General features: G+C 71.5%; 12 protein-coding genes. 4 read left to right on the top strand and 8 right to left on the bottom strand.

All coding sequences use genetic code 11. The features are described from left to right. Positions 1-136: 136 nt before the first annotated feature. Positions 137-982: a sulfurtransferase gene (locus tag ACIPUC_RS23585; RefSeq protein ID WP_446591933.1), complete on the bottom strand. Its 846-nt coding sequence runs from the start codon at positions 980-982 to the stop codon at positions 137-139. Positions 983-1,155: 173 nt separating this feature from the next. Here ACIPUC_RS23585 and ACIPUC_RS23580 point away from each other — a divergent pair, with 173 nt between their 5' ends. After that, the gene (locus tag ACIPUC_RS23580; RefSeq protein ID WP_446591932.1) at positions 1,156-1,956 is read left to right on the top strand and encodes a VOC family protein; all 801 of its coding nucleotides are present in this window, start codon (positions 1,156-1,158) and stop codon (positions 1,954-1,956) included. Here the strand turns inward: ACIPUC_RS23580 and ACIPUC_RS23575 are convergent. Next, positions 1,953-2,735 (bottom strand): hypothetical protein, encoded by a 783-nt coding sequence (locus ACIPUC_RS23575; protein ID WP_446591931.1) that lies wholly within the window; start codon positions 2,733-2,735, stop codon positions 1,953-1,955. The genes ACIPUC_RS23580 and ACIPUC_RS23575 overlap by 4 nt on opposite strands. A 57-nt stretch (positions 2,736-2,792) precedes the next feature. Continuing rightward, complete coding sequence (locus tag ACIPUC_RS23570) at positions 2,793-3,251, bottom strand: type II 3-dehydroquinate dehydratase (RefSeq protein WP_446591930.1); 459 nt, start codon at positions 3,249-3,251, stop codon at positions 2,793-2,795. Between the two features lie 644 nt (positions 3,252-3,895). Between ACIPUC_RS23570 and ACIPUC_RS23565 the strand changes: the two genes are divergently transcribed. Then, positions 3,896-4,966 carry a LuxR C-terminal-related transcriptional regulator gene (locus ACIPUC_RS23565; RefSeq protein ID WP_446591929.1) on the top strand — a complete coding sequence of 357 codons (1,071 nt, stop codon included), beginning with the start codon at positions 3,896-3,898 and terminating at the stop codon, positions 4,964-4,966. 66 nt (positions 4,967-5,032) lie between these two features. Here ACIPUC_RS23565 and ACIPUC_RS23560 read toward each other — a convergent pair whose 3' ends face one another. The 3 genes from ACIPUC_RS23560 to ACIPUC_RS23550 all read right to left on the bottom strand — a co-directional run bounded on the left by ACIPUC_RS23560 (position 5,033) and on the right by ACIPUC_RS23550 (position 8,054). Then, entirely contained in the window at positions 5,033-5,887 is an 855-nt protein-coding gene (locus ACIPUC_RS23560; protein WP_446591927.1) for a metallophosphoesterase family protein, read from the bottom strand. 113 nt (positions 5,888-6,000) lie between these two features. Beyond that, positions 6,001-7,332 (bottom strand): cation:proton antiporter, encoded by a 1,332-nt coding sequence (locus ACIPUC_RS23555; protein WP_446591925.1) that lies wholly within the window; start codon positions 7,330-7,332, stop codon positions 6,001-6,003. Next, entirely contained in the window at positions 7,329-8,054 is a 726-nt protein-coding gene (locus tag ACIPUC_RS23550) for a thioesterase II family protein (RefSeq protein WP_446591924.1), read from the bottom strand. The genes ACIPUC_RS23555 and ACIPUC_RS23550 overlap by 4 nt, the downstream gene beginning before the upstream one ends. Positions 8,055-8,333: 279 nt before the next feature. Between ACIPUC_RS23550 and ACIPUC_RS23545 the strand changes: the two genes are divergently transcribed. After that, positions 8,334-8,531, top strand: a complete 198-nt coding sequence (locus ACIPUC_RS23545) for a ferredoxin (RefSeq protein ID WP_446591923.1) — start codon at positions 8,334-8,336, stop codon at positions 8,529-8,531. A gap of 6 nt (positions 8,532-8,537) precedes the next feature. Here the strand turns inward: ACIPUC_RS23545 and ACIPUC_RS23540 are convergent, their stop codons facing one another. Together ACIPUC_RS23540 and ACIPUC_RS23535 are read right to left on the bottom strand one after the other, a co-directional pair. Next, on the bottom strand, positions 8,538-9,782 hold the full coding sequence (locus ACIPUC_RS23540; RefSeq protein ID WP_446591922.1) for a cytochrome P450 family protein: 1,245 nt from the start codon (positions 9,780-9,782) through the stop codon (positions 8,538-8,540). A 126-nt stretch (positions 9,783-9,908) separates the two neighbouring features. Beyond that, positions 9,909-10,655 carry a class I SAM-dependent methyltransferase gene (locus ACIPUC_RS23535; RefSeq protein ID WP_446591920.1) on the bottom strand — a complete coding sequence of 249 codons (747 nt, stop codon included), beginning with the start codon at positions 10,653-10,655 and terminating at the stop codon, positions 9,909-9,911. 280 nt (positions 10,656-10,935) lie between these two features. On the opposite strand from ACIPUC_RS23535, the gene mhpA reads away from it, so the two are divergent. Next, complete coding sequence (gene mhpA, locus ACIPUC_RS23530) at positions 10,936-12,576, top strand: bifunctional 3-(3-hydroxy-phenyl)propionate/3-hydroxycinnamic acid hydroxylase MhpA (protein ID WP_446591919.1); 1,641 nt, start codon at positions 10,936-10,938, stop codon at positions 12,574-12,576. Positions 12,577-12,587: the final 11 nt, after the last annotated feature.

Raw genomic sequence — 12,587 nt, 5'->3', positions numbered from 1 at the left:
AGTTGTTGTTGTCCGCCCCCGCCCGACTTCCCGCGTTGCCGGGGCCGGGGGGGGGGGGGGGGGCGCCGGCCCCCCGGCGACAGCGCGGGGACTGGGAGCCCCGGCCGGGAGCTCCCGGCTCGACCGGATCCGGCCGCTACTGCGGCAGCGGACCCGTGGCCACCGGGCGGTTCGGGTCGGAGGACCACTCCGACCAGCTGCCCGCGTAGAGGTCGGACGGGATGCCCGCCACCTCCAGTGCCAGCACCTCATGGGCGCCGGAAACACCCGAGCCGCAGTACACGCCGACCGGGGTGTCGCCCGAGGCGCCGAGCGCGCCGAAGCGGGCCCGCAAGGCCTCGGCCGGCAGGAAACGGCCGTCGGGACCCACGTTCTCCGTGGTCGGGGCCGAGAGCGCGCCGGGGATGTGGCCGCCGACCGGATCGATCGGCTCGACCTCCCCGCGGTACCGCTCTCCCGCACGCGCGTCCAGGAGCACCCCCGCACGCGCCCGGGCGGCCGCGCCGTCCGCGTCGAGCAGCCCGACCGCTCCCGGAGTTGGCTTGAAATCGCCCTCCGCGGTAATCACCCGGTCAGCCGACACGTCACCCCCCGCTGACGTCCATGCGGCCAGGCCGCCGTCCAGTACCCGTACGTCCTCGTGCCCGGTCCAGCGCAACAGCCACCACGCCCGGGCGGCGGCCCATCCCTGGCCGCCGTCGTACACGACCACCGGCACGTCCGCCGAGACCCCGGCCCGCCGCATCACCGCCCCGAAGGCCTCCGGGTCCGGCAGCGGGTGGCGCCCGCCCGACCCCGCCGGACCTGCCAGTTCGCGGTCGAGGTCGACGTACACCGCGCCGGGCAGGTGTCCGGCCTCGTACGCGGGACGCTGGTCGGGGCCGCCCAGCTGCCAGCGGATGTCCAGCAGCACGGGAGGCCGGGAACCGGCCAGCTCGCTCATGAGTTCGGCGGCGGAGAGGATCGTTGTTGTCGCAGTCATACGGGCCATCTTCCTCCCCGCCCGGCACCGGCGTGGCAAGCCCGTCACCGGCCGGACGCACCGATCCGGTCATCTCCTCCCGGGCCCCGAAAGTGCGGCCCGGTCGGGGCGCGCCGAGGCCCCCGGAGTGGAAGCATCAGCAGCGGCAGCGGCACGACGGAGGAGACGGCTACATGACCGAGGCAGCGGAAGCAACGCGGCGCACGCCCGGCACCCCGTGCTGGGTGAGCCTCATGGTGCACGGTCTCGGCACCACCGAGGACTTCTACGCCGACCTCTTCGGCTGGGAGTACGTACCGGGCCCCGAGCAGCTCGGCCCGTACGTCCGGGCCCTGTTGGACGGGCGCGAGGTGGCCGGCATCGGCGAGATGCCGCCGGACCGCCATCTTCCGGTCGCCTGGACCACGTACCTGGCCACGGACGACGCCGACGCCACGGCCGAGGCGATCCGCTCGTGCGGCGGCACGGTCGCGGTGGGCCCGCTGGACGCGGGCATCGCGGGCCGGGTGGCGATCTGCTCCGACCCGCTGGGTGCGATCTTCGGGCTGTGGCAGGCGCAGAGCCACATGGGCACCCGGCTGCACGGCGCCCCCGGCACTCCGGTCTGGAACGAGCTGGTCACCCAGGACACCTCGACGGTCGGCAAGTTCTACGAGCACGTCTTCGGCCACGAGCCGCAGACGCACTCCACCGCCTCGGACGATTTCGACTACGTGACCCTGCTCCTGGAGGGCCGCCCGGTGGCCGCCGTGCACGGCGTCGGCCGCTCGCTGCCGCACGACCGGGGCCCGCACTGGATGGCGTACTTCGAGGTGGAGGACACCGACGCGGCCGCCGCCCGGGTGCGCGACCTGGGCGGCCGGATCCTGGAACCGCCCCGCGAGGGGCTCACCGGGCGGGTGGCCACGGTGGCGGACCCCGAGGGCGCGGTCTTCGCGCTCGTACGGTCGCGCACGCCGGCCGACCCGGCCTAGCTCTGGCGCCCGAGGGCGAGGCGGATCGTGACGCCGTGGCGGACGCGCAGCCGGCGCAGCTCCCACAGCGAGAGCGCGGTCACCGAGAGCGGCGGCGCCAGCAGGAAGAGCAGGCGCACGGCCAGCGGCGCGCTCACGGGCGCGTCCTCGAAGAGCTGCACGAAGAACAGCGACCAGACCAGCAGGGGCGAGAGCAGCGGCGGCAGCACCTCGTGGACGTCGGCGGTCCGGAAGGCGTGGTGGACGCAGAGCACCGCGGAGGCGAGCGCGAAGGGGATGAAGAAGAGCCCGGCGATCGCTCCGAGGCCGAACGCGAAGGTGCCCACGTACGGCAGCAGCCCGTAGGACATCACCAGGACGGTGGCGAGGAGCGCGCCGATGGCGGTGGCCGGTCCGCGCAGGCGGGCGCGGTAGAAGGCGGGACCCGGCGGCCGCGCGGACAGTACGAACGCGGCGAGTGCGAGCGGCCCGAGGACGAGCAGCAGCCCGGCGCTGATGAGCACTTCGGCGAACTTGTCCTCGACGACGCCGCCCGCGCCCTCACGCAGCGGGTAGGACAGCACCAGCCAGAATCCGGCGAGCAGGCCGATGGCGGTCCGGGCGATCTGCGCGCGCCGGATGCCCTCGTCCACGATCCGGTCGGGGCGGCCGGGCCGGTGGATGCGGGCCGCGAGGTCGAAAGGTGCGCGGACCACCCGGACCCAGCCGGGGCTGCGGACCGGCGCGGGGCCGGGCGGGTGCGCGGGCCGGTATCCGGGCGCGGGTCGGTGTGAACTCACGGCGTCGTCCCCCATGGCGATGATGATCACCGCATCATAGGGAGTCGAACTCCTCTGCTACGAAAGGGGTTTGCGGGGCTGGGCCGTCGACAGGTGCATCAGCGCCTGGGCGGCCAGTCGGTAGCCGAAGGCTCCGAGACCGACGACCACACCGCTGGCCAGCGGGGCGATGACCGACTCGTGCCGGAATTGTTCGCGGGCCCAGACATTGCTGAGGTGCACCTCGACCCAGGGCGGTGAATAGCTTGCCAGGGCGTCGCGCAGACTCCATCCGGCAATCATCAGCGCACCGGGATTGACGATCGCGCCGACCGTGGTGTCGTGGTGCTCGTGAATCGCGCGGACGAGGTCCCCTTCCGAGTCGTGCTGGATGGAGCGGACGTCCCACCCCTTGACGCTCACCTCCTCGGCGACCGCCTTCTCTATGTCGGACAGCGTGTCCGTGCCGTATATCTCCGGCTCGCGTCGCCCCAGAATTCCCAGATTGGGACCGTTCAAGAGAAGTACGACACTCAAGGGGACACCTCGCTCTGCACACCGCCGGCGAACTCCGGACCGGTCCATGGTGCCGACGGGGCCGGTGATGCGCCATCACCAGAATTGATAGTTCCAGCGGTGTTTTCGGAGAACTGCTGCACGCCCGCTCGAAACCGGCTCGCGCCGCAATGGAGATCGTCTACCGCGCCCCGTCCGCGCCTTTCGCAGTGGATCCGGCAAGCGCCGTGGGGGCGCGGAGGAGTCCGCAGGAGTCGGCCCGCATCCCGCGAACCGCCGGGAACGGCACTCCAGTCGGCCGATCCCGATCACCTCTCGAGGGGTTCCTGAGCACCCGCCACCTAGGCTCCCCGAGAACTCTGCCGGTACCACCACAGGAACGACGCGGCGTGAATGATGATCCCCTGACAGGAGATGTGATGCTCGATTCCCTGTTCCGCTTGGAGCTGCCGCTCGCCTTTTCCACCATGAGGGCTTGTGACAGCACCGCTTGCGAGGCTGTCAGACTCTCTGCGCTCTCCTCTTCTGCCTGGTCTCGCGGCGAACTCACGGAGGCACTGCGCCTGGCGGACGCCGCCGCCCAGGGAAATCCTGAATGCGGCGGCACCTGCAGAGGACCGGCAACGGTCTGGTATTCCTCCCTTCTGGTCGGAATCCGCGAGCTCGTGTCCGGGGCGCGTACGCTCGCCCGCATCGAGGAGCTGACGGTCGGCGTCGAGGACGCCGGCGGACTGGTGGCGGCTTCGCTGATATGCGCGGGAGATCTCGCCCTGGCCCAGGGAGACGTCAGCTCCGCCGTCGATTCCGTGGGCAGGGGCATTCACAAGGCGCAGCAGGCCGGCCTGCACTGCCTGCTTCCCGACGCGCACACGGTGATGGCGCTCAGTGCCCTCAGGCAGGGCAACATGGGCGTGAGCCTGGAATTCGTGGACCAGCTGCGGGACGACGCCCTGCTCGGCCGGACGACCGACCGGCCCAGCCAGTACGCCTGGGCCGCGGCCCAACTCCTGGAGGTACAGGGCGGCGCGAAGAGCGCTGCGCATTTCATCGTGGGCATCGTCACGGACGACCAGCTCCTCCTGGAGCTCCTGGCCTCGCAGCCGGCCGCGGCCGCCTGGCTCGTCCGGGCCACCCGGGAGCTGGGCGACGCGTCGCTCGCCCAGCGGGTGGCGTCCGAGGCTTCCGGCCTCGCCGCGCGCAACCGCGGGCTCCGCTCCGTCGAGGCGGCGGCGATCCACGCCGGCGGGTTGCTCGCGGACGATCCCGAACGACTCGTCACCGCGGCCGCATCACACCTGGACCCGTGGGCCGGCGCGTCCGCCTGCGAAGACGCCGGGAAGCTCCTCTCCGCCCTGGGCCAGGAACGCGATCGGGCGGTCGAGGTCCTCGAACGGGCGGTGGACGGGTACACGAGTGCGGGGGCTCCGCGCGATGCCCGCAGGGTCGTGAGCAAACTCCGGTCGCTCGGGGTGCGGCGCGGCCGCTATCCGCGCTACGCCGGCCAGGACGGTGTGAACACCGGCTCGCTCACCGAGACCGAGGCCGCCGTGGCCGAGTTGGTGAGCCACGGGTTCACCAACTCCCAGGTCGGCGAACATCTGTTCATCTCCGGTCACACCGTGGCGTTCCACCTGAAGAAGATCTTCCGCAAGCTGAACGTGGCTTCGCGTGTCGAACTGACGCGCGCGTGGAGCCGTCTCTCGGATGCGGCCGCCGAGCCCGCATCCATGGGTTAGCTCGTCATGCCGCCGGCTGGACCTCCTGCGGGGTCCGGCCGGCTTCGTCGTGGCGCGGCGCCTCGGTCACGGGGCGTCCACCGGCAGGATCCGGCGCAGCTTTCCCGGGGATCCGGGGCGCTTGCGCCACTCGCGGGGATATCCGACGGACACCTCCTCGAAGCGGACGCCCTCGTGGTACGTGGTCCGCGGGATGTGGAGGTGGCCGTAGACCATGGCGGCCACGCGGAACCTGCGGTGCCAGTCGGCGGTCAGCCGGGTCCCGCACCACATGGCGAACTCGGGGTACCACAGGACATCCGTCGGGTGCCGGTCGAGCGGGTAGTGGTTGACGAGGACGGTGGGCATGTCGTCGGGGAGTTCGGAGAGCCTGCGCTCGGTCTCGGCGACCCTGGCCCGGCACCAGGCCTCGCGGGTCGGGTAGGGGTCGGGGTGCAGCACGTACTCGTCCTGGCAGACGACTCCGGTGCTGTGCGCGTAGGCCAGTCCCTCCTCCTTGGTGGTGCAGCCGTCCGGCAGGAAGGAGTAGTCGTACAGCAGGAAGAGCGGCGCCACTGCCACGGGGCCGCCCGGCCCCTCCCAGATCGGATAGGGGTCCTCGGGGGTCGTGACGCCCAGTTCGCGGCACAGCTCGACCAGGTGCTCGTAGCGTGCGACGCCGCGCAGGGTGACGGTGTCGCTCGGGTGGGTCCACAGCTCGTGGTTGCCGGGGACCCAGACGACCTTGCGGAAACGGCTCGCGAGGGTCTTCAGGCACCAGCGGACGTCGGCCACGGTCTCCGCCACGTCCCCGGCCACGAGCAGCCAGTCGTCGTCCGACCCGGGTGCCAGCCGCTCGACCAGGGCGCGGTTCTCGGCGTAGTTGAGGTGCAGGTCGCTGATGGCCAGCAGCCGTCCGGCACCGCCGGAGGTCCCGGTCATCGCCCGCGCCCTTCAGTGCTCACGCGTCGCGGCGGACTGGAAGTCATACATCTCTCCTCCTGGCACTCGTCGAGTGCCAGCTGAGCCCTCCGCTCGAGGGCGACGACAAGTTCTCAGACCGAGGCGGGCGGTGAGGGCGTCAGGTCGCGCGGCTTGCCTCCGCCCATGCCCATTTCCGTCTCGGCATTCTCCTCGATCCGGGTCATGGCGGCACGGAGAACGGGCGGTGCCATGAGCGAGGTCACGATCGCGACGAGGATGATGATGGTGTACGTCTCGGGTCCGAGGATGCCGAGCCGCAGCCCCACCATCGCCACGATCACCTCGATCACCCCGCGCGAGTTCATGCCGGCGCCGAGCGCGAGGGCCTCCCAGCGGTTCAGCCCGCTGAGCTTCGCGCCGATGTAGGCACCCGCGAACTTCCCGAAGATGGCCACGGCGAGCACCGCGCACGCCGCGGCCAGCACGGCGGGCCTGGTCAGCGCGGTCAGGTCCATCCGGAGCCCGGCCGTGGCGAAGTAGATCGGGGCGAGAACGGCCAGCACCGTGGTCCGCAGCGGGGCCAGCTTCTCCGGGTCCAGTTCCCCGCTGGTGCTGATCAGCACACCGCACACGAAGGCGCCGAAGACCGCCTCCAGTCCCAGCGCGTGGGTCGCCGCCGAGCCGAGCAGGACGGTCAGCGCCGCCACCGCGACGGTCGGCCCCGCCTCCGGGGACCGGTTGGCCGCCCTGAGCGCGCTCCTCACCAGGGGGCGGCCCACCAGCAGGGCGAACACCACCACGCCGACGGGGTACAGCAGGGAAGCGGCGATCTTCCCGGTGGTCAGCCCGGCCGTCGCCATCGCCGAGACGATGGAGAGCAGGAACCAGCCGATGATGTCGTCGATCACGCCCGAGGCGAGGGTCAGCTGCCCGACCTCGCGGTGGAGGAGGTTCATGTCCATCAGCGTTTTGGCGATCACCGGGATCGCGCTGACGCACAGCGCCACGCCGAGGAACAGGGCGAACACCGTCGGGTCGGTGCCGCCCGGCAGCAGCGAGGTGGGCAGCAGGTAGCCCACGGCGACGCCGAGTCCCAGGGGCAGCAGCAGACCGGCGAGGCTCACCCGGACCGCGGTGGCCCCGCGCCGTTTGACGAGGCCGAACTTCAGCTCCATTCCGGTGATGCCGACGAGCAGCAGCACACCCAGCTGGCCCACCGCGTCGAGGAGGTGCATCTGGTCGGCCTGCTTGGGCAGCAGCCAGTCGGCGAAACCGGGCAGCGCGTGGCTGAGCACCGAGGGACCGACCAGCACCCCCGCGAACAACTCCCCGACGATGGCGGGCATCTTGAACCGGGCGGCCAGCCGCCCCAGGGCCAGAGCCAGGAGCAGGAGGAGCGCCAGCTGGAGGAGGAGCACCAGCAGCGAATGGTGGGCGATCGTCGGTACGGGCACGGAGCTCATCCCACGACACCCCTCGGACCGCTTCCCGCATGCGCGTCGGCGACCTGCCGGTCCAGCCGCTCCGCCAGCAGTTCGGCCACGCGTGCGCTCTGGTCGACGAGGTAGAAGTGGCCTCCCGGAAGTACGTGGAGGTCCGTCGGACCGGTGGTGTGGTCCTCCCAGGCCGCCGCTTCGCCGATCGAGACCCGGGGGTCGGCGTCTCCGGTGATCACCGTCACCGGGCAGTCCAGCTTCCGGCCGGGTTCGTACCGGTAGGTCTCGACCGCCCGGTAGTCGCTGCGGATCGCCGGCATGATCATTTCCAGCAGTTCGGGATCGGTCAGCATGGCCGAGTCGGTGCCGCTCAGCTTCCGGAGCTCGGCGACCATCTGGTCGTCCGACTCCATGTGGATCCGCTCCTCGCGCTCGCAGGAGGGGGCCCGCCGGCCGGAGGTGAAGAGGCGTACGGGCGAGGGGAGGCCGGCGTCCTGCATGCGCAGCGCGACCTCGTAGGCGAGGACGGCTCCCATGCTGTGTCCGAACAGCGCCAGGGGCCGGTCGTCGAGCCGGCGCACGGCCTCGAATATCCGGTCGGCCAGGTCGGGGAGGCTGGGGATGTTCGGCTCGTGGCGCCGGTCCTGCCGCCCGGGGTACTGGATCGCCAGCACCTCCACCGCGGGGGCGAGCGCCTTGGACATCGGGAAGTAGAAACTCGCCGATCCGCCGGCATGCGGCAGGCACACCAGGCGGACTCTGCTGTTCGGTGCCGGGTGGGATCGGCGCACCCATTTTTCGAATGGCTCCGCTGCTTGAGGCACGGCCAGTCATTCCTTTCGGGAATCGCCCTTGGCGCGCTACTGCTCCACCGCGGGTCGAGCAAGAATCGATGGCGGGGTCCGCGCCGACCCCGATACTTCTGATGTCCTTTCAGGAGCGTAGGACAGGCGCTGCGGGCCGGACATCCCCCGATCTGATAGGTCGCCCGAACCGCTCGGGCGCCCTCGCCCTAGGAGGCAACCACCATGAGGATCACCGCCGATACCGACAAGTGCATCGGTGCGGGCCAGTGCCTTTTCACCGAGCCGGACCTGTTCGACCAGAGCGAGGCCGACGGCAGGGTCGTCGTGCTGAATGCCGAGCCCGTCGGCGAACTCCTGGCGCAGAAGGCCCGTGAGGCCGTCTACCTCTGCCCGAGCCGCGCCCTGTCGCTGGCCGAATGAGCCTGCTCAGCCGAGTCGCAGCGGGAGTTCGGCGACCGCGGTGAACCCGGTCCGCAGCACCCACGGGATCTCCTCGCGCCCCACGGCGAGGGACAGGTCCGGGAACCGGGTGAACAGCGCGCGCAGCGCCACCTCGGCCTCCTGGAGGGCCAGCGGCGCGCCGAGGCAGTAGTGGGCCCCCTGCCCGAACCCGAGGTGGCCCGTCCCGGTCTGCCGGCCGATGTCCAGCCGCTCGGGAGCGCCGAACTGGCGCGGGTCGGTGTTCGCGGACAGGATCAGCGGCAGGACCGGCGCCCCGGCCGGGATCCGCACGCCGCCCAGCTCGACGTCCTCGGCCGGGTACCGGGGGTTGCCGAACTGGGTCGGGCCCAGGCGCATGAGCTCCAGCACCGCCTGCGGCCACCGGGACGGGTCCTCGCGCAGCAGGGCCAGCTGGTCCGGGTGTTCGAGCAGGGCCAGCACCGAGTTGCCGATCAGGTTCATCGTCGTCTCGTGCCCGGCGATCACCAGGGTGAAGACCAGCTTGACCATCTCGCGGTCGGTGAGGCGGTCGCCGTCGTCCTCCTGGGCCTCCACGAGTGCGGTGATCAGGTCGTCGCGCGGCTCGGCGCGGCGGCTCGCGATCACGCCGAACAGGTGGTCGGCGCACTCGCGGAAGACGGTCGGGAGGCGGTCGGCGTGCTCGGCGGGCGCCATCAGGGCGCGCCCCCACCCGTACCAGTCCGCGCGGTCGGCCTCGTCGATCCCGACCAGTTCGCAGATCACGGTCGCCGGCAGCACGAAGCAGAACGACTCCACGAGGTCCACCGGGGTGCCGTCGCGCCCCTCCTCGGCCATCCGGTCGAGCAGCGTCCCGGTGATCTCCTCGATCCGCGGACGCAGCGCGGCCACCCGGCGCGCGGTGAAGGCCTTGGAGACCAGCCTGCGCAGCCGCAAGTGGTCGGCGCCGTCGATTTCGATCAGCTTGCCGGAGAGGTACTCGACCACGTCGGAGGAGACGTTCTTCATGACCGTGAACCGGCTGCCCGCGCCCGGCACGGAGGCCGGGTTGTTGAGGAACAGCGGGTCGGTGAGGACCCGGCGCACGTCGTCGTAGCGGGTGACCAGCCACATCGGCGGCCCGCCCATCATCGAGCCGGTCAGTACCGGCGCCTGCTCGCGCATCCGCGCGTAGGAGGCGAACGGATCGGCGATCAGATCCGGCGAGAACAGGTCGACCGTGGCGGCCGGGTTCTCGGCAGTGGCGGTCATGGGTCTACCCCTTCGGGTCGAAGACGGAGCTGGGCCGGGGACGGCCGCGCGGCCGGCTGCTGAAGAGCAGCCGGCCGCGTGGAAGCCCGCGCGCTGGACGGGCCGGTGGCCTTGCAGCGGCTGCTGCTAGCCGGCGCGGACGGCCGTGAGCTGCCAGACGGGAGCCTTGATCTCGCCCTCCAGCTGCTCCTCGGGCCACTTGAAGGCCGGGTCGAAGGCGACGGGCGCGTCGGGGGCGCCCTCGGCCGGCTTCACGCCCAGCATCTCCCGGATGCCCTCGTGGGTGAGGGTGGTGTCGTACTCGGCCAGGTGCAGCGAGGTGATCTCGAACTTCTCACCGACGTTGTCACGCAGGTTCTGCTCGGTGACGCGCTGCACGGTCGGGAACGGCGCGTGCGCCTCCGCGGCGAAGACCCACAGGTGCAGCTTCGCGCCGGGCTTGGTGGCACGGTGCAGCGCGGCGATGTAGTCGCGCTGGCCCTGCTCGTTCAGGCAGTGGTACAGCGCGCTGTCCACGACGGTGTCGAAGCGGCCCTCGAAGCCGTCCAGCTTGGTGGCGTCGGCGACGGTGAAGTCGACCTCGACTCCCTGGGCCTTGGCGCGCTTCGAGGCCTCCTGGACGGCGGTCTTCGCCGCGTCGATACCGGTGACCTTGTGACCGCGCGAGGCGAGGAAGATGGAGTTGCCGCCGAGACCACAGCCGATGTCGAGGACGTCACCGCTGATCTCGCCCGCGTCCTCGAGCGCGATCAGGACCGGCTGCGGACCGCCGATGTCCCACGGCGCCGGGGGGCCGACGCGGGTTTCTCCCTTGTAGCTCTCGTAAAAGGCGTCCAGGTCGAGATTTTCCACGGAAACCTGATTTCCGGTCACACGAGCCTCCAGCGAATTGTTTCAACGAGAATGGTCAGCCCGGCAGCGGTGGCCCGCGCGCCTTGCATTGTCCTTCCACACGGTAGGACCGGCACCACCGGCCGGACATCCCTCGACCTGATAGGCCGTACCCGAATTCGGCAGGCCCTTAGAGCATGGAGGGACGGCCGAGCATCCCTCAACCTGGTAGTAATTCCCGCCCCTTGCCGCGCCCCGAACACCGGAACCGTCGGAATACTATTCTGGCAATTATCCAGCGTGGCGGAATACGATGCCCGTCATGCGAACGAACGACACGTACTCGAATCCCACGGACACGGACGTCGTCATCGTGGGCAACGGGCCGATCGGTGCCGCGCTCTCGGTGCTGCTCGCCCAGCGCGGCTGGCGGGTGACGGTGCTCGAACGCCGCCCCCGGCCGTACCGGCTTCCCCGGGCGACCAGTTTCGACGGGGAGACCGCGCGGCTGCTGGCCGGCACCGGGATCGGCCCGGACCTCGGCGGGGTCACCGAGCCGGCCAACGGCTACCAGTGGCAGACCGCGGCGGGAGCGGTGCTGCTGGACATCGGGTTCACCACGGCCGGTCCCTACGGCTGGCCGGACGCCAACACGATGCACCAGCCCGCGCTGGAGGACCTGATCGCGGCCCGGGTCGCGGCGCTTCCCGGCATCACGGTGCTGCGCGGGCACGAGGTCGTGGGGATAGCCGACGGCCCGGACCGGGTGGAGGTGACGGCGGCCACCGACGACGAATCCACCCGCGTCTTCTCCACGCGGTGGGTCGTGGGCTGCGACGGCGCCAACAGCTTCGTGCGCGACCACCTCGACGTCTCCGTCACGGACCTCGGGTTCTCCTACGAGTGGCTGCTGTGCGACGTCGAACTGCACGAGCCGCGCGAGTTCACCCCCAGCAACGTGCAGATCTGCGATCCGGCCAGGCCCACGACCGTGGTGGCCAGCGGACCCGGGCGCCGGCGCTGGGAGTTCATGCGCCTGCCGGGCGAGAGCGCCGCCGAGCTCAACCGGGACGACACGGCATGGCGGCTGCTGGCGCCCTTCGGCGTCACCCCCGAGACGGCCACCCTGCTGCGCAGCACCACGTACATATTCCAGGCCCGCTGGGCGGACCAGTGGCGCGTCGGGCACGTCCTGCTGGCGGGCGACGCGGCCCACCTCATGCCGCCCTTCGCCGGGCAGGGCATGTGCTCCGGCATCCGGGACGTCGTCAACCTGGCGTGGAAGCTGGACCTGACGCTGCGCGGCCTCGCGGACGAGTCCCTGCTGGACAGCTACACCGAGGAACGCCGCGCGCAGGCCAAGGAGGCGATCCTGGCCTCGGTCCAGCTGGGCCGGGTGATCTGCGTGACGGACCCGGTGGCCGCCGCCGAGCGGGATGCCACGGTGCTCGCCAACCGGCGCGGCCGGCCGGCGGGCCGGCCGGAGCCGGCGAAGCCGCTCTCGGACGGGCTGTTGCACCGGCCGGCGGGAGCGGAGGCGGCCGAGCCGCCCGCGGGTGCCGTCGTACCGCAGGGACGCGTGAGCGGCCCGGGCGGCAGCGGGCTCTTCGACGAGGTGGTGGGCCGTGGCTTCGTCCTGCTGACCACCGATGATCCGCACACCGTGCTCGGCGAGGAGCGGCTTTCCCTCCTCGCCGGCCTGGGGGCCCATGTGGTGCGGCTGCTGCCGCGCGGGCAGGAGCCGGACGACCACGGCCGGTCGGGTGTCGTCAGCGTGGTGGACCTGGACGACGTCTACCTGCCGTATCTGGCCCGGTACGCGGCGACTTGCGTGCTCGTCCGCCCGGACTACCACGTCTTCGGTGCCGCGAGCGGCCCGGGCGGCGCCGGAGCGCTGGTCGACGACCTGCGGGACCGGTTGCGCGCCGCGGTGCCGGCCGGTGCACCGCACCGGGCCGGCTGACGGGGCTGACG

This window comes from Streptomyces sp. LARHCF249, assembly GCF_052871255.1.
The sequence above is the reverse complement of the archived record's forward strand: the minus strand, read 5'-3'. Positions and strand labels throughout refer to the sequence as shown.

What these genes read in the sequence shown, in the direction of transcription:
- ACIPUC_RS23585 (WP_446591933.1), bottom strand. Translation starts at nt 982, where the DNA reads ATGACTGCGACAACAACGATCCTCTCCGCCGCCGAACTCATGAGCGAG.
- ACIPUC_RS23580 (WP_446591932.1), top strand. Translation starts at nt 1,156, where the DNA reads ATGACCGAGGCAGCGGAAGCAACGCGGCGCACGCCCGGCACCCCGTGC.
- ACIPUC_RS23560 (WP_446591927.1), bottom strand. Translation starts at nt 5,887, where the DNA reads ATGACCGGGACCTCCGGCGGTGCCGGACGGCTGCTGGCCATCAGCGAC.
- ACIPUC_RS23555 (WP_446591925.1), bottom strand. Translation starts at nt 7,332, where the DNA reads ATGAGCTCCGTGCCCGTACCGACGATCGCCCACCATTCGCTGCTGGTG.
- ACIPUC_RS23545 (WP_446591923.1), top strand. Translation starts at nt 8,334, where the DNA reads ATGAGGATCACCGCCGATACCGACAAGTGCATCGGTGCGGGCCAGTGC.
- ACIPUC_RS23540 (WP_446591922.1), bottom strand. Translation starts at nt 9,782, where the DNA reads ATGACCGCCACTGCCGAGAACCCGGCCGCCACGGTCGACCTGTTCTCG.
- mhpA (WP_446591919.1), top strand. Translation starts at nt 10,936, where the DNA reads ATGCGAACGAACGACACGTACTCGAATCCCACGGACACGGACGTCGTC.